This is a genomic window from Winogradskyella sp. SM1960 (assembly GCF_020179375.1).
Classification (GTDB): domain Bacteria; phylum Bacteroidota; class Bacteroidia; order Flavobacteriales; family Flavobacteriaceae; genus Winogradskyella; species Winogradskyella marina.
Window position 1 is genome coordinate 617,968 of sequence record NZ_JAICBG010000002.1, and the last position, 19,082, is coordinate 637,049.

At 33.8% G+C, this 19,082-nt stretch carries 15 protein-coding genes; 8 read left to right on the top strand and 7 right to left on the bottom strand.

What is annotated here, in order from left to right:
* Positions 1-70 precede the first annotated feature (70 nt).
* Positions 71-1,447, top strand: a complete 1,377-nt coding sequence (locus K1X16_RS08585; RefSeq protein WP_225035782.1) for an alanine/glycine:cation symporter family protein — start codon at positions 71-73, stop codon at positions 1,445-1,447.
* Here K1X16_RS08585 and K1X16_RS08590 read toward each other — a convergent pair whose 3' ends face one another.
* Complete coding sequence (locus tag K1X16_RS08590) at positions 1,448-2,362, bottom strand: AraC family transcriptional regulator N-terminal domain-containing protein (protein ID WP_225035783.1); 915 nt, start codon at positions 2,360-2,362, stop codon at positions 1,448-1,450. It lies immediately after the preceding gene.
* Positions 2,363-2,536: 174 nt separating this feature from the next.
* Here K1X16_RS08590 and K1X16_RS08595 point away from each other — a divergent pair, with 174 nt between their 5' ends.
* The 3 genes from K1X16_RS08595 (at position 2,537) to acs (ending at position 6,826) form a co-directional block, all read left to right on the top strand.
* The gene (locus K1X16_RS08595) at positions 2,537-4,036 is read left to right on the top strand and encodes an aldehyde dehydrogenase family protein (RefSeq protein ID WP_195872325.1); all 1,500 of its coding nucleotides are present in this window, start codon (positions 2,537-2,539) and stop codon (positions 4,034-4,036) included.
* A gap of 255 nt (positions 4,037-4,291) precedes the next feature.
* The gene (locus K1X16_RS08600) at positions 4,292-4,651 is read left to right on the top strand and encodes a DUF779 domain-containing protein (RefSeq protein ID WP_195872324.1); all 360 of its coding nucleotides are present in this window, start codon (positions 4,292-4,294) and stop codon (positions 4,649-4,651) included.
* 267 nt (positions 4,652-4,918) lie between these two features.
* Positions 4,919-6,826: an acetate--CoA ligase gene (acs, locus tag K1X16_RS08605; protein WP_225035784.1), complete on the top strand. Its 1,908-nt coding sequence runs from the start codon at positions 4,919-4,921 to the stop codon at positions 6,824-6,826.
* 62 nt (positions 6,827-6,888) lie between these two features.
* Here acs and K1X16_RS08610 read toward each other — a convergent pair whose 3' ends face one another.
* Positions 6,889-7,050: a hypothetical protein gene (locus tag K1X16_RS08610; RefSeq protein ID WP_195872322.1), complete on the bottom strand. Its 162-nt coding sequence runs from the start codon at positions 7,048-7,050 to the stop codon at positions 6,889-6,891.
* 173 nt (positions 7,051-7,223) lie between these two features.
* Between K1X16_RS08610 and K1X16_RS08615 the strand changes: the two genes are divergently transcribed.
* On the top strand, positions 7,224-7,886 hold the full coding sequence (locus K1X16_RS08615; RefSeq protein WP_225035829.1) for an HAD family hydrolase: 663 nt from the start codon (positions 7,224-7,226) through the stop codon (positions 7,884-7,886).
* Between the two features lie 79 nt (positions 7,887-7,965).
* On the opposite strand, the gene K1X16_RS08620 is transcribed toward K1X16_RS08615, so the two are convergent.
* From K1X16_RS08620 to prfB, 4 genes are all read right to left on the bottom strand, one after another.
* Positions 7,966-10,476 (bottom strand): TonB-dependent receptor domain-containing protein, encoded by a 2,511-nt coding sequence (locus K1X16_RS08620; protein WP_225035785.1) that lies wholly within the window; start codon positions 10,474-10,476, stop codon positions 7,966-7,968.
* Positions 10,477-10,595: 119 nt separating this feature from the next.
* On the bottom strand, positions 10,596-11,060 hold the full coding sequence (locus K1X16_RS08625; protein ID WP_225035786.1) for a hypothetical protein: 465 nt from the start codon (positions 11,058-11,060) through the stop codon (positions 10,596-10,598).
* A gap of 10 nt (positions 11,061-11,070) precedes the next feature.
* Positions 11,071-11,412, bottom strand: coding sequence for an arsenate reductase (glutaredoxin) (arsC, locus tag K1X16_RS08630; protein ID WP_195872318.1), 342 nt, complete (start codon positions 11,410-11,412; stop codon positions 11,071-11,073).
* Positions 11,413-11,456: 44 nt separating this feature from the next.
* A protein-coding gene (gene prfB, locus K1X16_RS08635) for a peptide chain release factor 2 (protein WP_195872317.1) occupies positions 11,457-12,561 on the bottom strand; the annotation gives its coding sequence in 2 pieces (ribosomal slippage) (positions 11,457-12,497 and positions 12,499-12,561; 1,104 coding nt in all).
* 103 nt (positions 12,562-12,664) lie between these two features.
* Here prfB and K1X16_RS08640 point away from each other — a divergent pair.
* Both K1X16_RS08640 and K1X16_RS08645 read left to right on the top strand, forming a co-directional pair.
* Positions 12,665-15,061 carry a zinc-dependent metalloprotease gene (locus K1X16_RS08640; RefSeq protein ID WP_225035787.1) on the top strand — a complete coding sequence of 799 codons (2,397 nt, stop codon included), beginning with the start codon at positions 12,665-12,667 and terminating at the stop codon, positions 15,059-15,061.
* Between the two features lie 84 nt (positions 15,062-15,145).
* Entirely contained in the window at positions 15,146-16,162 is a 1,017-nt protein-coding gene (locus K1X16_RS08645) for a threonine aldolase family protein (protein ID WP_225035788.1), read from the top strand.
* A 441-nt stretch (positions 16,163-16,603) separates the two neighbouring features.
* On the opposite strand, the gene K1X16_RS08650 is transcribed toward K1X16_RS08645, so the two are convergent.
* On the bottom strand, positions 16,604-16,927 hold the full coding sequence (locus K1X16_RS08650) for a YbaB/EbfC family nucleoid-associated protein (protein WP_225035789.1): 324 nt from the start codon (positions 16,925-16,927) through the stop codon (positions 16,604-16,606).
* 85 nt (positions 16,928-17,012) lie between these two features.
* Here K1X16_RS08650 and K1X16_RS08655 point away from each other — a divergent pair, with 85 nt between their 5' ends.
* Positions 17,013-19,076 (top strand): S9 family peptidase, encoded by a 2,064-nt coding sequence (locus tag K1X16_RS08655; RefSeq protein WP_225035790.1) that lies wholly within the window; start codon positions 17,013-17,015, stop codon positions 19,074-19,076.
* Positions 19,077-19,082 lie beyond the last annotated feature (6 nt).

Below are 19,082 nucleotides of genomic sequence, written 5' to 3' on the forward strand. Positions count from 1 at the left end.
TAATTTCATCTATAAAATTAACTGAAAACAATACAGCATTAATTCAAACCATTTATTACATTTATAATCTATGGAGAAACTCAACCAACTACTCAGTGATTTTTCATCTTTAGCTTGGGGGTTACCCTTGCTTGTTTTATTGATCGGAGGAGGTTTATATTTACTTATTCGCTCTCACTTTTTACCGTTTCGATATTTAGGTCATGCAGTAAGTGTGTTGCGAGGTAAATATGATGATCCTAATGATCCTGGGCAAATATCTCATTTTCAGGCTTTAACTACAGCGTTGTCTGCAACCGTTGGTATGGGTAATATAGCTGGTGTGGCAGTTGCAATTTCTGTTGGAGGACCAGGTGCTGTATTTTGGATGTGGGTGAGTGCCGTAATTGGGATGTCTACAAAATTCTTTACATCGACTTTAGCAATAATGTACAGAGGGAAGGATAGTGCTGGCGAAATTCAAGGTGGACCTATGTATTTTATTACAGAAGGTTTAGGAAAATCTTGGAAACCTTTAGCGGTGTTTTTTAGTTTTTGTGGACTCATTGGTGCGTTGCCTGTGTTTAATGTGAACCAGTTGACCCAAGCTTTAAATGATATATTATTGATCCCGAATGGTGTGCAAGTAGGATTATACACGAATCTTACCATTGGTGTAATTTTAGTATTTATTACAGGTTTAGTGATTTTAGGTGGTATTAGACGTATAGGAAATGTCGCATCACGATTGGTACCGATTATGGTGGCTTTGTATTTTGTATTGGTTATTATCATTCTGATGGCACATAATGATGTATTATTATACTATTTGAAACTTATATTTACAGATGCTTTTGCGGCGAATTATTATCCGGAAGGTGATACCTTTTTAGGAGGTGTTTTGGGAGCTTTGATTCTTCATGGTATAAAACGTGGAGCATTTTCTAATGAAGCTGGAATTGGAACAGCGCCAATGGCACACGGAGCAGCTAGAACGGATGAGCCTATTCGCGAAGGTTTGGTAGCAATGCTTGGACCTGCAATAGACACGCTTATTGTTTGTACATTAACGGCTTTGGCTATTTTGGTGACTGGTGTTTGGGAAACCACATCAGATAATGGAGTCAGTCTTACGGCATCGGCATTTGCAGATGTAATGCCAAATTATGGTAGATATTTATTGCTGATTTGTATTACTGTTTTTAGTATGAGCTCGTTGTTTTCATATTCGTATTATGGTACAAAGTGTATGTCTTTTCTCTTTGGAGCGGATAAAAAGCACTACTATAATTATTTCTATATTTTGAGTATCTTCATCGGAGCGACCACAAGTTTAAGTATGATGATTAACCTCATTGACGGAGTGTTTGCATTAATGGCAATTCCTACAATGATGGCTACCATTATTTTAGCGCCAAAAGTGATTAAAGAGTTGAAACGTTATATCAAACGTATGAAAGAAGCGTAATTATTTACTGATTGAAGCCTTAAATTGCTGAGGTGTCATCATTTCCATTTTTTTAAACTGCCGGTTAAAATAGCTCGTGTTATTAAATCCTGATTGAAACGCAATGTCAGACATCCTCATGTTTTGAGATGTTTTGATGAGCTTTTTTGAAAATTTAATTTTTTCTGAATTTATATAGTCAATAGGTGAAATGCCTAAAGTGTTTTTAAACTGCTTGTGAAAGTGAGAGGTGCTCATATACGCTTTCTTCGCTAATTGGTCTACAGTAATATCTTTATTGGTTAAGTTTTCTTTTATAAACTTAATAACAGTACCGATCCTAGTGTCATTAAAAATGTCCGTGTCATTAACGATAAGGGATTTGGCCTTGGTTTGAAGTAATCTTATAATTAATTCTTGAATCATTAAATCTAGTAATGCATCTTTAGATTTATTACTATTAGTAAAGGTGTATGTTAAGCGTTCTAATAAATGATTTACGGCTACATTATTAATAAGATGTGATGTGGTTTTATCTAAATCCCAATTATTGTTTTCATTATCTATAGCAACATTGTGATTGAATTTTTCAACAACTTCTAAAATTTTAAAAGCATCAATACCTAAAGCTAAACATTGCGTTGGCTTATGTTTTGTGGCTATAGGGAAATCAATTATCATTTCCTTATTCGTTGGCATTACCACAGATTCACCAGGAAAAAAGTCGAACGACTCAAAACCATCTAAATGCATAATCTTTTTTCCGGTTAGCATACTCGCAATAATAGGAAAATCAAAAGTTAACGATACTTTTTCAGCTATGGCATGTGTCTCATAAATGTTGAGTTCGGCATATTCGGCATTGTATGTAGTTCTATTTTCTACTAATGTTGTTAGTTTTCTATGGCTTTTATGTGATGATAATAAGTGGCTCATATTCAATAGTACAAAAAATTAGTCTTAAATATAGTTAATAATAGATATGTTCAATAATATAATCAATATGTTCTATTTATTGGTGAATTGATAAAATAACTTTATCAAAATTACAAAATAAGTATTTTTTGTACTAAATAAATAGATAATTAATAATTTAAAACAAAGTAAGGTATGAGCTACTCTAAGCCAAAATTTAAAGAAAAGTATTCCAATTTTATCAATGGAAAATTTGTGCCGCCAGTAGGTGGAGATTATTTTGAAAACACATCTCCAGTAGATGGAACGCTAATTGCTAAGTATCCTAGATCGCAAAAAGAAGATGTAGACAATGCAGTAGATGCAGCCAATGCTGCTAAAGATGCGTGGGGAAATACGTCAGCAGCAGAACGTGCGGCACTCCTGTCTAAGGTGGCAGATATTATAGAAGAGAATTTAGAAGAATTTGCAGTTGTAGAAACTTGTGATAATGGAAAACCTATTCGCGAAACCCTTAATGCAGATATTCCATTATCTGTGGATCATTGGCGCTATTTTGCGGCTTGTATTAGAGCAGAAGAAGGTAGTGCGACGGAATTAGACCAAAATACATTATCCATGAATATTAAAGAGCCATTAGGAGTGATTGGTCAAATTATTCCATGGAACTTTCCATTGTTAATGTTATCCTGGAAATTACCGCCAGCATTGGCAACCGGAAACTGTGTAGTATTAAAACCTGCAGAGCAAACTCCATCTTCAGCAACATTGTTAATGGAGAAAATTGCCGATGTATTTCCTCCAGGTGTATTAAATATTGTTCATGGGTTTGGGCCAGAAGCCGGAAAACCATTAGCATCGAGTCCTAATGTCGATAAAGTAGCTTTCACGGGAGAGACGACAACAGGTCAACTGATTATGCAATATGCATCAAAAAACTTAAATCCTGTAACGATGGAGTTAGGAGGGAAATCTCCAAATGTGTTCTTTAACAGTGTTATGGATGAGGATGATGCTTATTTAGATAAAGCTATTGAAGGTGCTGTTTTATTTGCTTTTAATCAAGGAGAGGTTTGTACATGTCCTTCACGAATTTTAGTGCAAGAAGATATATATGATGCCTTTATGGAACGTGTGGTGGCTCGAACAGAAGCTATAGTACAAACGAGTCCATATGATGTTAATTCTATGGTTGGTGCACAAGCGTCTAATGATCAATATGAAAAAATTCAATCCTACTTTAAAATTGGTAAAGAGGAAGGAGCAAAAGTCTTAACAGGTGGAGAAGCCCATAAACAAGATGGCGATTTGGCTGGAGGGTATTACATAAAACCTACAATTTTGGAAGGCCATAATAAAATGCGTGTTTTTCAAGAAGAAATTTTTGGTCCTGTGGTTTGTGTAACTAAGTTTAAAGACGAAGCTGAAGCCATAGAAATTGCTAATGATACTTTATATGGCTTAGGAGCCGGAGTTTGGACACGAGATGCACATCAACTGTATCAAATTCCACGTGCGATTAAAGCTGGTCGTGTTTGGGTGAATTGCTATCATGCTTATCCTGCACATGCACCATTTGGAGGGTATAAAAAATCTGGATTTGGTAGAGAAAATCATCTGATGATGATGAGTCATTACAGACAAACCAAGAATATGCTAATTTCATACGATAAGAATAAATTAGGGTTCTTTTAGACATAGTTATTAATAGCAGCTCGAAGCTGTCTAAGAAATAAGATTCAATAAATATCCTTTTTTTTTAGGCAGCTTCTTTTTTAGATTAAAAACACAAGCATTCGATTAAAAATAATTTAATTCTAGAACCGTTAGTATAAAATGAGGTTCCAAGAGTTTGTAATATGAGACCAACGTTTTATCATTTAGTTAGAATCAAGTCTTTGCTCTTAGTTCTAAAAGCGAAGCGGTCTTTTATCATTTAAACATAAACATATGAAACGTGTAGAAATAACAGATAGAGCAGCGGAAATTGTAAAGCAATTGAAAGCAAAACATGGAGATTTAATTTTTCATCAGAGTGGTGGTTGTTGTGACGGCTCTGCACCAATGATTTTTGAAAAGGACGATATGTACTTAGATGAAAGTGATATTTTTTTAGGTGAAGTAGAAGGGGTTAATTTTTATATGAATCAAGATCAATTTGAATATTGGAAACATACACACTTAACTGTAGATATAACTGAAGGTCGAGGTGCAAGTTTTTCTTTAGAGATTCCTTTGGGATTGCGATTCTTAATTCATTCCCGATTATTAACCAAAGAAGAAGATGCCTTTTTTAACATGAAAGCCTAATTTTAGCTATTAGGTTTTTAATTTAAAAAAAATTAATTTGTGAGTAAATTTAAATAACACCCTAAAAGCTCATAAAATATTTTGCGATATTTAATATTGCAAATATCCCGAAATTGATACAAAATTAAATAAATCATGAAATAGGAATTCAGAATAGACGCTGAATTATATATATTTATGGAATTATAAATAACTAATATACGAGATTCCTATTGGTAAGTTTACGGCTTTAGGAAACTCATAAACCAACAATAAAACGAAACTAGCATGAGTAATTATCACATAAAACATTTAGAGGAATACTATCAAGTATATCGTAAATCGGTTAGAAACCCAGAAGTTTTTTGGGAAGAAATAGCTGAAGAACACTTTATGTGGCGAAAAAAATGGGATAATGTCTTAAGTTGGGATTTTTCAAAACCAGAAATAAAGTGGTTTGAAGGCGCAGAACTCAATATTACCGAAAATTGTATTGACAGACACCTTTATACGAGAGGAGATAAAACGGCTATCATTTTTGAGCCTAATGATCCTTCAGAAGAAGCTGAGCATATTACTTATAAGCAATTACACGAGCGTGTTTGTAAGTTTGCCAATGTATTAAAAGATAAAGGCATTCAGAAAGGTGATCGCGTTTGTATTTATTTACCGATGATTCCGGAGTTAGCGATTGCTACTTTAGCTTGTGCACGTATTGGCGCAATACATTCGGTTGTTTTTGCAGGCTTTTCTTCTACAGCAGTATCGACTAGAATTAATGATTCCGAATGTAAAATGGTGATTACCAGTGATGGCTCTTATCGTGGTGCTAAAACCATAGATTTAAAAGGAATTGTAGATGAAGCCTTAGAAGAATGTCCTACTATTACCTCAGTATTAGTTGTAAAGCGTATTGCATCTGATATTAATATGAAAGAAGGGCGTGACGAATGGTTACAACCCTTATTAAATAATGCAGATAACCATTGTGAACCTGAAATAATGAAGGCGGAAGATCCACTGTTTATATTGTACACATCAGGTTCTACAGGAAGACCAAAAGGTATGGTGCATACCACAGCCGGTTATATGGTGTATACAGCTTACACGTTTAAAAATGTATTCCAATACAGAGAAAAAGATGTGTATTGGTGTACAGCGGATATTGGTTGGATTACAGGACATAGTTACATCGTCTATGGTCCTTTATGTAATGGAGCCACTACAGTATTATTTGAAGGTGTGCCAAGTTACCCTGACTACGGTCGTTTTTGGGAGGTCGTAGCAAAACATAAAGTAAGTCAATTTTATACAGCACCAACGGCTATTAGAGCCTTAGCAAAAGAAGGTGTTGAGCATTTAGAAAAACACGATTTGTCCTCTATAAAAGTATTAGGAACGGTTGGAGAACCTATCAATGAAGAAGCGTGGCACTGGTACGATGATAACGTTGGGAAGAAGAAATCCCCAATTGTAGATACTTGGTGGCAAACGGAAACTGGAGGCATTATGATTACACCAATCGCTTTTGCGACACCAACAAAACCAACATATGCAACCTTACCTTTTATTGGTATTCAGCCGGCTTTAATGGATGAGCATGGTGCTGAAATTAAAGGCAATCAAGTGGATGGACGCTTATGTATTAAATACCCTTGGCCAAGTATGGCGCGTACGATTTGGGGAAATCATCAACGTTATAAAGACACGTACTTCTCTGCTTATGATGATAAATACTTTACAGGAGACGGAGCGCTACGTGATGAGGTTGGTTATTATAGAATAACAGGTAGAGTCGATGATGTTATTATAGTTTCTGGTCATAACTTAGGGACAGCACCTATTGAAGATGCTATTAACGAACACCCAGCAGTTGCAGAAAGTGCCATTGTTGGTTATCCGCATGATGTTAAAGGAAACGCACTTTATGGTTATGTAACGTTAAAAGAAACAGGAGAAAGTAGAAATCATGATAACTTACGTAAAGAAATCAATCAGTTAATTACAGAGCAGATTGGACCAATTGCGAAGTTGAATAAAATTCAGTTTACAGATGCTTTACCAAAAACAAGATCGGGTAAAATTATGCGAAGAATTTTAAGGAAGATTGCTTGTAATGAAACAGATCAACTAGGTGATACAAGTACACTTTTTAATCCTGAAGTTGTACAAGATATAATTGATAATGTGAAATAAGTTATTGAAAATACTAAACTTTAAAATCCAAAACGCTGAATGAGTTTTGGATTTTTTTTGAATTATTCTGAATCTGATTTAGATGCTTTTGCTTTTTCAACAATAGCTTTTAATCGTGCTTTGCGTTCAGCATCCTTAGATTTTATTTTATTCTTTTTTTGGGCAATCAGTTTACTGTGCTTGGCTTTGTTGTTGGTGTTTTTTTCTTTTCCTTTTTTTGCCATAGTTGAAATAAATATATGGGTGTAAAATTAAACATTATTTTAAATTAAAGTATCAAGCTTCGACTAAAGCCAGTTATGAAGTATTGAAACTTGCATGGATTGAAAACGATAAATTACAATCGGAAGTTGATTTTAAATATTACTTTCATAGTTTTGTTGAAACAAAAAAATCTATGCTAAAAGCAGTCTTATTTGATATGGATGGTGTTATTGTAGACACTGAACCTTTACACCGAAAAGCGTATTATCAAATGTTTAAAGATGTAAATATCGACGTCGATATAACACTTTACGAATCTTTCACTGGTCAATCCACAATTAATATTTGCAAACGATTAGTTGATCATTTTAATTTAAATGAACAACCAGAAAGCTTAGTCAACATCAAACGAAAACACTTTAAATATTTGTTTGAAAATGATTCTAGTTTGGTTTTAATTGATGGTGTTTTAGATCGTATTAAAGATTATCATGCCAATGGTGTTAAGCTGGTTGTAGCATCGTCGGCTTCGATGCCAAATATTGAACGCATTTTTAACCGTTTTGATTTAAATCAGTATTTCTCAGGTAAGTTTAGTGGAGCGGATTTAGAAAAATCAAAACCACATCCCGAAATTTTTATAAAAGCAGCTGAGTATACAGGTTTTGATAAATCGGAATGTATGGTAATAGAAGATTCTACTAATGGTATAAAAGCGGCACATTCTGCTGGTATTTTTTGTACAGGTTTTAAGAGTGAACATTCTTTTGGTCAAGACTACGCGTTAGCAAATAAAGTCGTTTCAGATTTTAAAGAAATCTCTTATTTAAAATGCAATGATTTTTTTAAGGATTAAAGTGTTGTAAGAAATATCTAAATAAAAAAAATGTTGCTAAGTGATTAGCAACATTTTTTTTGTGTTATTTGATAATTGATTATCCTTCGAACTCCATATCCTCATCACCGCCATTTCCTGGTCTTCCAGAACGTTCACGCTTATTTAATTGCTGATTAAACCTGTAAATTAATGATAGGCTTACTTGACGTTGTCTCCATTGGAATTCACTATAACGTTCAAAAAATTCTGTAGTTGTTGTAGATTGACGTTTTCTAGAGTTCAGTAAGTCTCTAACATTTGCAGAAACGGTAAGGCTATTTTTTTTGATTTTAAGCTCCTTGCTTAAGGCTAAATCAATAGATAATACACCGTCTGTGTCAGACTGAGCATCCTGTACAGCTCCTCTATAAGAAGCGTTTGTTTGCCAGTCTATTTGCCATGGTAATGATATTTTTGAGCTAAATCTTGCAAACCAACTTGTATTTTTAGCACTATAATCTACATCGTTAAATTCTCCTTCAGTATCAAACTGAAAGAAATTAAAACTTGAATTTAGTCGTAGCCATTTATTTGGGTTATATAAAAAACCTAATTCTGCACCCGTACGTTTATTTGTTGAAAGGTTAATTGGTATGGTTCTAATAATGTCTATACCATCAGAAGTTTGTAGTCCTGTGTTTTCCTCAACACGCTCAAAAGAATCAGTTTCATGTTGGTAATATACAGAGGTCGTTAATGTAAATTTATCCCAACGTTTTAAATACCCTAAATCAAATGTACTAGAATAAGCTGGATCTAAATCAGGGTTTCCTTGAAATATGCTAGTTCTACTAGATCGGCTAGGGAATGGGTTAATAAACCACCCACGAGGACGATTTATTCTTCTATTAAAACCAACGGTAATACTTTCTTCACTGTCAGATTCAGTACCGTTTATGTTGTATATCAAGTTTACAGTAGGGAAAAGTCCAAGGTAATTCTTGTCAAAATCAGCATTAAGCGCTTCATCTGTAAAGTCCGAAGCAATACTTCCTTTTAGCTGTGTATGCTCTAATCTCAATCCTAATAAAAAGGAAAACTCACCGAACTTAGTGCCATATTGACTGTAGACTGCGTTGACATTTTCATCATAATCGAAGATATTACTAACATCGTCATTAACTTCTAAATTACCGTTATCTAAGTTTTCTTGTTCTAAGCGGTAATCAGTAATTTCATTCTCAAAATTTCCTCTATACCCTGCTTCAAATCTAGAATCTTCACCTAATGGTAAAACATAATCTGCTTGAAATAAAAATTCCTTTTTATCTTCAGTTGTAAACTCTTGTTCTTTTTGAAATGGTTCTGGATTGGTTTGATCGCTGAAAAGATAATCTTCATTTAGATTTGTAAAGCCTTCTTCGCTATCATTTTCATATTGAAAATCTACTGTTAATTTATGATCGCTATCATCTGCAAAACGCTTTACGTAGTTCAATGCAATTTGATAACTATTGTCTTCTTCGGTTTCTTTTTCTTTTCTAAGGGTTTCTTCAACAATGGTATTGTTATTAAAACGTTCACTAGAATTTAATGAAGTGTCTGCATCACTACCAAGTCTATAGAATACACTACCAGTTATAGAAGAAGATTCGTCAATAAAATACTCCATACCAATATTGGCGTTATAATTTCGATTTAAGCGTTCTACGTTCTGATCTTCTACAATTCTACGATATTCTGGGGTGATGGTTTGGCCTTCGTCAATTCTATCAAAATAAGTGACATCACTAAAACTAGTTCTTGGAGCATCAAAGTAACGCCAACCAAAATTTGAAAATAAGTTATAATTTTCTGTTCGGTAGTTTAATGTAGCAGATAAGCCTACATTGTCAGGATTTCCTGCGGTTAAATTAATAGAACCATTAAATCCTAATGTCTCTTTTTGTCTTAAGATAATGTTTAATATTCCGGCCGTTCCTTCTGCATCATATCTTGCAGATGGTGAGGTTATAACCTCAACACGTTCAATAGCTTCTGCTGGTAATTGACTTAAAACATTGCTATCGCCAAAACCTGCCATTGCTGATGGTTTTCCATTAATTAAAATACGAACGTTTTCATTACCTCTAAGACTGATAGCGCCTTCTACATCTACAGTAACAGATGGTACATTATTAAGAGCATCGCTTACAGTACCACCAGCTGTGGTTAAATCTTTACCAATGTTGTAAACTTTTTTGTCTAATTTTATTTCTACTGTTGTTCGCTCAGCAACAACCGTTACCTCATTTAAAGTATCTACGTCTAATGCTAAGTTAACAGTCCCTAAATTAGTATTTTGAGTAAAATTTTGTTCAGGAAAACTCTTCGTTTTGTAAGAAATATATTCAACAGAAACAATATAGGATCCTTCAGGAACTTCAACTTCAAACTTACCTTTAGTGTCGGTGATACCTCCAGTTATTATTTTGTCGTCAGCTTTTGTTTTTACGACAACTGTCGCGTATTCTAAAGGAATATTAGTGTCTTCCTCAATAACGGTTCCTTCAATTTTTATATCTTTCTGAGCAAAAGAAAAGGTAAAGGAAAAAACAAGTAAAAAGGTAGTAATAAGATGTAACTTCATCGCAATTTTTTAATAGGTTTGTTAGTTAGTTAGACGCGCAAAAATACCTTTAGTTTAATTGGAATTGGTTAATCTTTTGTTAAAGACATCTGTTAAAAAAATGTAAATTTTGTTAAGAATTAATTCTTATTTCGCTTTTTCTTTTTCCGTTTTTTCTTCTTTTCTTTTAAGACTTCTTTTTCATTAAAATCTCCTTTAATTAACTCTTTTATTTTAGACATATCATCTTCAGAAATAAGCTCTTTCAATTCTGCAAAGTGAGATTCTTCTAGTTTTTTAATGGCAGCATTTCGATCTAAATGATGTTCAAATCTTGTTTTTAACAAAGCAATTTTTTCTTCGAGAAAACTATTGATGGTTAGTTTAATTATTTGTTTCTGAAAATCATCGGCTTCTAATGTGGTTAAGAAGTTAGCGATATACTCTTCTTTACGCTCCTCCGCTTCGCGCTCGTATTTTGCAATTTCTTCTTCAGTTGGTTCTCTATTGGTTTGCGGTATATTGTTCATATTACCACTTCTACGTTGTGCGTTAACATTTAAAGTTAAGAGTATGGTGAAAACTACTAAAATGATACTTTTCATAACGATTGTTTTATATAATTTCTTTGATAGCTTCTGGTGGTCTTCCAATTACAGCGTTGTCTCCATTAATTACGATAGGACGTTCTATAAGTTTTGGGTGATTAACCATCGCTGCAATAAGGTCATTATCGGTAAGCTCTTTTCCTTTAAAATCCGATTTCCAAATGGCTTCATTTTTTCGGATTAGATCTATGGGTTTTATGTCTAATTTGATTAGGATGTCCTGTATTTCAACAGATGTTAAATCATTTTCTAAATACTTTATGGTTTCAAATGCTTTACCTGATTCTTCTAGAATAGAAAGCCCTTGTCTCGATTTTGAACATCTTGGGTTGTGGTATATTTTAATCATTTTATGTTAAATTTAGTTCAATAACTAGTAACTATTTAGTACAATTATAATGCCGAATCGTCTTGTTGCCCCATCATCATTAAATAGGCTTTTAGGAATGGTTCAATATCGCCATCCATAACAGCATCTACATTTCCTGTTTCGTGTGCAGAACGTACATCTTTTACTAATTTATAAGGATGCATAACGTAATTTCTAATTTGGCTTCCCCATTCAATCTTCATTTTTCCTGCTTCAATATCTTCACGTTGTGCCATTCGTTTTTGTAGTTCAATTTCATACAATTGCGATTTTAGCATTTGCATGGCACGTGTTCTGTTATCTTGTTGCGAACGGGTTTCTGAACATTGAATTTGAATACCAGATGGTTTATGACGTAACTGGACTTTCGTTTCAACTTTATTTACATTTTGTCCACCAGCACCACTTGATCGTGCAGTGGTAATTTCAATATCAGCAGGATTGATATCTACTTCAATAGAATCGTCCACCAACGGATACACGTAAACTGAAGCAAAACTTGTATGTCGTTTAGCATTACTATCAAAAGGTGAAATACGAACCAAACGATGTACACCATTTTCGCCTTTTAACCATCCAAAAGCATAATCACCTTCAATTTCTATAGTCACCGTTTTTATACCAGCAACGTCTCCATCTTGTAAGTTGAGTTCTTTTACTTTATAGCCACTTTTTTCTGCATACATCAAATACATACGCATAAGCATACTTGCCCAATCGCAAGATTCTGTTCCACCTGCTCCGGCTGTAATTTGTAAAACGGCACTTAAACTATCGCCTTCTTCAGAAAGCATGTTTTTAAATTCTAGTTTTTCAATCGCATTAACCGATTTTTCGAAACGCGCTTCCACATTTTCCATTGGAGCTTCGTCTTCTTTGTAGAATTCATAAATAACTTCTAAGTCTTCAAAAAGTGCTTTTGCGTCATTATAGTCGTTAACCCAACTCTTTTTCTCACGAATGGATTTCATAACCAATTCGGCAGCTTTAGAGTCATTCCAAAAATTAGGGTCGAACGTTTGTTCTTCTTCGTTAGTGATTTCTATGAGCTTAGCATCTAAGTCAAAGATACTGCCTAAGTACGTCTAGACGGGAATTAAGATCTTTTATTTGATCTGATGTTATCATATAGTGTAGTAATTTATACAAATATATGGAGTGGATTTAAAGTGCCATAATTTTGAATTGGTTTTTTAGGAATTTTGTAGTTTTATGTTTCAAATAAATTACAATGAAAAACATATTTTTCCTGCTAGGTATCTTTCTAATAAGTTCTCAGTTTCAAGCTCAAATTTTAGATAAGAAAGACTTAAAAAGCTATGACGGTTATTTCGACTTTTATTATGAAGAAAGTACCGATAAAATTTATCTTAAAGTTGAAAAACTTAACGATGAATTTCTTTATGTAAATTCCTTAGCAACTGGAATTGGAAGTAATGATATTGGTTTGGACAGAGGGCAATTAGGTGATGAGCGTGTCGTTTACTTTGAAAAAGCAGGAAATAAATTATTACTCATTCAGCCCAATTTAAAATATAGAGCAAATACAAATAATACACAAGAAAAGAAGAGTATAGAGCAGGCCTTTGCGAAGTCAGTATTATTTGGATTTAAAATTTTGTCTAAAAAGAATGGTGTTTATATCATTGATTTTACTCCGTTTTTATTGGAAGATGCGCATGGAGTTTCCAATAGATTAAAAAGAAAGAAAGAAGGAACTTATAAATTGGATGCTTCAAAAAGTGCTTTATCATTAGAGAGAACAAAAGCATTCCCAGAGAATGTTGAGTTTGAAGCATTGCTTACTTTCAAAGGAAATCCAACTGGTAAAAATTTAAAAAGTGTAACTCCTACGCCTTCATTGGTCAGCGTAGTTCAGCATCATTCTTTTGTTAAGTTGCCAGATAATAACTACAAACCTAGAGTTTTTGATACACGTAGTGGAGCGATTTCAATGTCTTATATGGATTATTCAACACCAATTCAAGATAATATTACAAAACGATTTATAATTCGACATCGTTTAGAAAAGAAAAATCCTAGATCTAAAAAGAGTGAAGCTAAAGAACCGATTATCTATTATCTAGATCCTGGTACTCCAGAACCTGTACGTTCTGCTTTATTAGATGGAGCACAATGGTGGAATGAGGCTTATGAGGCCATTGGATACAAAGATGCTTTTCAAGTAAAAATGTTGCCAAAAGGAGCCGATCCTATGGATTGTCGTTACAATGTAATTCAATGGGTTCATCGCAGTACAAGAGGTTGGAGTTACGGAGCAAGTGTTGTAGACCCAAGAACTGGTGAAATTATTAAAGGTCATGTAAGTTTAGGAAGTTTACGTATTCGACAAGATTTTATGATTGCACAAGCCTTAATGAATAAGCCATTTGCCGAACGCGATGATAATTACCAACCGATGTTAGATCTGGCTTTAGCAAGAATTAGGCAATTGAGTGCTCACGAAATTGGACACACCATTGGCTTTGCTCATAATTTTGCAGCAAGTACTAATAATAGAGCTTCAGTTATGGATTATCCACATCCACAGATTTCACTGACAGATGGACAAATAGATTTTAGTAATGCTTATGCAACAGGAATTGGTGATTGGGATAAAGTGACAGTTGCTTACAGTTATTCTGAATTTGATAAAAAACAAGACGAACAGCAGGAATTAAAGAAAATTTTAAAACAAGCACAAAATGATGGTTTGCGTTTTATTACAGATTCTGATGCTAGAGCAGCAGGAGGAGCACATGCCTTAGCCCATCTGTGGGATAATGGAAAAACACCTGAAGATGAATTAAATGCTGTTTTAAAATTAAGAGAACAAGCAATTAAGAACTTTTCAGTAGATAATATAAAGTCATATGAACCTTATTCCGTTTTAGAAGATGTCTTTGTGCCTTTGTATTTTTATCATCGTTTTCAGGTTGAAGCGGCAACCAAAGTTATTGGAGGCTTAGACTATAATTATGCCGTAAAAAATGATGATCAATTAACAACAAAGTCAGTAGCTGTAAATATGCAAAAACAGACTTTAGATGCCGTTATGAAAACCTTAGAAGCGGAAACATTAGCAATCCCTAAAGAGAAGTTAAGTTTGTTCCCACCACGAGCTTTTGGTTATAACCGTTCGAGAGAATCTTTTAAAGGAAAAACTGGAGTTGCTTTTGATCCCTTGAGTGCAGCAAATACAGCTAGTGATATGACATTGAAATATTTATTGCATCCACAACGTGCTAATCGCTTAATTTTGCAGAAGAGCTTAGATGAGAATCAATTGGGTTTAGAAGATGTTGTAAATCAGGTTTTAAAGAATTCTTTCGATAAAACGCATAAAGATCCATATTTAGTTGAAATCCAACAACAAATCAATGTCAACGTTTTAAAGTATTTAATGAATTTGGCAGTAAATAGTCAATCTTATTTTCAGGTTAAGGCAATTGCAAACAAAACTATTCGAGATATAGCAAAGAAAAACTTAGGATTTGAAGCTATTCAGTATCAATATAATCTTATGATAAAAGAGTTTTACGAACATCCAGAAAAATTTGAACTAGAAAGTTCTCCTAAAATTCCAGATGGTTCTCCAATAGGAAGTGATCTGTGTAATTATAACTAATATTGATGTCTGGTTGAGCGTAGTTGAAACCTATTGAGAAAAATGTTTAACTAAAAAAAGAGTCCCAATTTCAGGGAAATAAATATGATAATAGACTTAAGAAGCGATACCGTTACCAAACCATCAAAAGGCATGTTAGATGCTATGCAATCTGCACACGTTGGTGACGATGTTTTTAGAGAAGACCCAACAGTTAATCAATTGGAAGAGCGATTAGCAAAAATGTTTGGTAAACAAAAGGCGTTGTTTTTCCCTTCGGGAAGTATGGCAAATCAAGTCGCTATAAAATTACACACCAATCCAGGTGAACAGGTGATTTGCGATAAGTATGCACATATCTATAACTATGAAGTTGGAGGTGTGGCTTTTCATAGTGGAGCGTCATGTAAATTGATAGATGGCGATCGTGGCATGTTTACAGCAGAACAAGTAAAAGTGTCTATAAATCCTACGGACTATTATTACAGTCAAGCGAGTTTGGTTGAAGTTGAAAACACAACGAATAAAGGAGGTGGAGCGTGTTGGGATTTTCAAGAAATTGAAAACATAAATAAAATTTGTAAAACCAATACTTTAGGATTTCATTTAGATGGAGCACGATTATGGAATGCTTTGGTGGCTAAAAATGAAACCACTTTACAATATGGTGACGTTTTCGATACCATTTCAGTGTGTTTAAGCAAAGGTTTGGGTTGTCCTGTTGGTTCCGTGTTAATTGGAGATGAGGAAATTATGAAAAAATCCTTGAGCTTAAGAAAGCTTTTTGGTGGTAATATGCGACAAGTAGGGTATTTGGCTGCTGCCGGATTATATGCATTAGATCATAATATAGAGCGCTTAGCTGAAGATCATAAACGAGCGAAAGAAATAGGGGAGGTGTTAACTAAGTTATCGACAATTAAAAAAGTAGAACCTATTGAAACCAACATCGTAATTTTTGAGTTGAATGATGATGTGGATGAAGCACAATTCCTAAGTAAATTAAAAGAAAAGAATATTCATATTATTGGTATGGGAAGTAACAAATTACGAATGGTAACGCATTTGGATTATACGGAGCAAATGCATGAAAAACTTCTAGGCGAATTAAAGTCTATTTAAATATCATTATTTAAAAACAAAACACTTTAGTAGCTCTATATTAATAACAAGGATAACTAATGGTGCGTTGAACTCCAGCGGAGTGATATTTCTTATAGCATAAATTTCAACATTGTACCACTCCACTGGAGCTAAACAAAACCCAGAATTTTTTTGTAATTATTAATATGTTGCTACGCTGTAGCTTTAATACCTAAATTGTTTTAAGTAAATTAATATCTATGTGATTCGATGATTTAAAACTCTAGAGGAGTTTTATGTTAGTAACGAAGTTATAGATAGTAGTCTTGAACTCAAGCGGAGTGATATATTAAGAAAAGATCAAATAATATATCGCTCCTCTGGATCTAAAGCAAAACTTCACTTCTATAATTATTAATGTTTTGTCACGTTGTAGCTTTAATTGCTATTGGTTTTTAATTCATAAAATGAACTAAAAAATTATTTAAACATGTCTAAACCAGGAATATTAGGCATACCTTCTTTTGCTACAGCCGCAACTTCTGCTTCGTGTACATTTGTGGCTTTTTCAATCGCTTTGTTAAGGGTAAGTATTAAGTAATCTTCAAGCATGTCTTTATCTTCTAGTAATTCATCAGAAATAGCAATAGATTTAATTGTTCTATTAGCTGTAATCGTTACTTTTAATTTATCGTCATTGCTCGCTTCGTCAATTAAAACGGTATGTAAGCGCTCTTTAGTTTCTTCAACTTTTTTTTGAGCCTCTTTCAATTTGCCCATCATTCCCATCATATCTCCAAACATAATCTTGTCTTTTAAATTATTAAGACACAAAATTACTAAATTGCGTCACTTTTTAAATAACTTCATTAAATTTTCTTAACAACAGATGACAAAAAACTCAATTTTAAATCCACCAATAGCCAAAAAGATACCACATCAATTAGAAATGCATGGAGACATTAGAGTTGATAATTATTTTTGGATGAAGGATAGAGAACATCCTGAGGTCATTGATTATCTCAAAGCTGAAAATGAGTATTGCGATAGTGAAATGGCACATACAAAGGGTTTTCAAAAGGATTTGTTTGAAGAAATGAAAGCCAGAATCAAAGAAGATGATTCATCTGTACCTTATAAATATAATGGCTATTGGTACATTACTAAATTCGAAAAAGGAAAAGATTATCCAATCTACACACGAAAAAAAGACAGTTTAGATAATCCTGAAGAATTATTGTTCGATTGTAATGAAATGGCTGAAGGTGAATCGTATTTCAAACTAGCAGGTATTAGTATCAGTCCAGATAATAAATTAGTGTCTTATGGTATTGATAATACAGGGCGACGTAATTATACCATTCATGTTAAGAATTTAGAAACAAATGAGGTTGCTGTAGACCGTGTCTTGAATACTACAGGGTCTTCAAGTTGGGCAAATGACAATGAAACGTTGTTTTACACGAAGAAAGATGAAGTCACCCTTAGGGCATTTCAAATTTATAAACATCGCTTAGGAGACAATTCTAAAGATGAACTGGTTTTTGAAGAAGGTGACGATACATTTGGGGTTGCGGTTTACAAATCGAAATCGAGAAAGTATCTCATTATTGCCTGTTACAGCACCTTAACTAATGAATACCATATTCTAAATGCTGATAATCCTGAAGGTAGGTTTAAAGTCTTTCAACCAAGAATTAGAGGGTTAGAGTATAGTATTTCGCATTATGATAGTCATTTTTATATCCTAACCAATAAAGATAAAGCGACCAATTTCAAATTAATGAAAACACCTGAAACAGAAACAGGCTTAGAAAATTGGAGTGAAGTCATAGCACATAGAAATGATGTGCTGGTAGAAGGGATCGATATTTTTAAAGACTACCTGGTGGTTAGCGAACGTAAAAATGGCTTAAATGAAATTAGGGTTAAACGTTGGGATGGTAGTGAGGATTACTATTTACCGTTCGACAATGAAACCTATACCTGTTTTACAAGTATTAATGTAGAATTTGATACCGAAACATTGCGCTATGGTTACAACGCGCTCACAACACCAACTTCGGTTATAGATTTTAATATGCGCACCAAAACAAAAACGGTTTTAAAAGAACAAGATGTTTTAGGTGGAAAATTCAAAAAAGAGAATTATACCTCAGAACGTATTTGGGCAACTGCAGAAGATGGCACTAAAATCCCAATGTCTGTAGTGTATAAAAAAGGTATTAAAAAAGACGGCACAAACCCGTTACTGCAATATGCTTATGGAAGTTATGGCTCTACGGTTGATCCTTATTTTTCGACGATACGATTGAGTTTATTAGATCGTGGGTTTATTTATGTGATTACGCATATTAGAGGAGGAGAATATTTAGGACGCGATTGGTACGAAAATGGAAAATTATTACACAAGAAAAATACGTTTTCGGATTTTATAGCCTGCTCTGTTCATTTAATAAAAGAGCGTTATACATCGTCTCAACATTTGTATGCTATGGGCGGAAGTGCAGGTGGTTTGTTAATGGGAGCTATAATTAATAATGCACCAGAATTATATAATGGAATCATTGCTGCAGTCCCTTTTGTAGATGTCATTACCACAATGTTAGACGATTCTATACCATTAACCACAGGAGAATATGACGAATGGGGAAACCCAAATGATAAACTCTATTATGATTATATTAAATCCTATTCTCCGTACGATAATGTTGAAGCCAAAGATTACCCTAATATGTTAATTACAACTGGTCTTCACGATTCGCAAGTGCAGTATTGGGAACCTGCTAAGTGGGTTGCGAAACTCAGAGAAATGAAAACTGATTCTAATAAATTATATTTAAAAACTAACATGGATGCTGGTCATGGTGGTGCGTCTGGACGTTTTGAAAGCTTAAAGGAAGATGCGGAAGAGTTTGCTTTTCTACTTGATTTGGAAGGGATTTCGAGCTAATTAAAA

Bases quoted from the DNA above. Each gene is read 5' to 3' on its own strand.
- arsC (WP_195872318.1), bottom strand. From the start codon at position 11,412: ATGATTAAAATATACCACAACCCAAGATGTTCAAAATCGAGACAAGGG.
- K1X16_RS08620 (WP_225035785.1), bottom strand. From the start codon at position 10,476: ATGAAGTTACATCTTATTACTACCTTTTTACTTGTTTTTTCCTTTACC.
- K1X16_RS08640 (WP_225035787.1), top strand. From the start codon at position 12,665: ATGAAAAACATATTTTTCCTGCTAGGTATCTTTCTAATAAGTTCTCAG.
- K1X16_RS08645 (WP_225035788.1), top strand. From the start codon at position 15,146: ATGATAATAGACTTAAGAAGCGATACCGTTACCAAACCATCAAAAGGC.
- acs (WP_225035784.1), top strand. From the start codon at position 4,919: ATGAGTAATTATCACATAAAACATTTAGAGGAATACTATCAAGTATAT.
- K1X16_RS08615 (WP_225035829.1), top strand. From the start codon at position 7,224: ATGCTAAAAGCAGTCTTATTTGATATGGATGGTGTTATTGTAGACACT.
- K1X16_RS08625 (WP_225035786.1), bottom strand. From the start codon at position 11,060: ATGAAAAGTATCATTTTAGTAGTTTTCACCATACTCTTAACTTTAAAT.
- K1X16_RS08610 (WP_195872322.1), bottom strand. From the start codon at position 7,050: ATGGCAAAAAAAGGAAAAGAAAAAAACACCAACAACAAAGCCAAGCAC.
- K1X16_RS08590 (WP_225035783.1), bottom strand. From the start codon at position 2,362: ATGAGCCACTTATTATCATCACATAAAAGCCATAGAAAACTAACAACA.
- K1X16_RS08600 (WP_195872324.1), top strand. From the start codon at position 4,292: ATGAAACGTGTAGAAATAACAGATAGAGCAGCGGAAATTGTAAAGCAA.
- K1X16_RS08650 (WP_225035789.1), bottom strand. From the start codon at position 16,927: ATGTTTGGAGATATGATGGGAATGATGGGCAAATTGAAAGAGGCTCAA.
- K1X16_RS08585 (WP_225035782.1), top strand. From the start codon at position 71: ATGGAGAAACTCAACCAACTACTCAGTGATTTTTCATCTTTAGCTTGG.
- K1X16_RS08655 (WP_225035790.1), top strand. From the start codon at position 17,013: ATGACAAAAAACTCAATTTTAAATCCACCAATAGCCAAAAAGATACCA.
- K1X16_RS08595 (WP_195872325.1), top strand. From the start codon at position 2,537: ATGAGCTACTCTAAGCCAAAATTTAAAGAAAAGTATTCCAATTTTATC.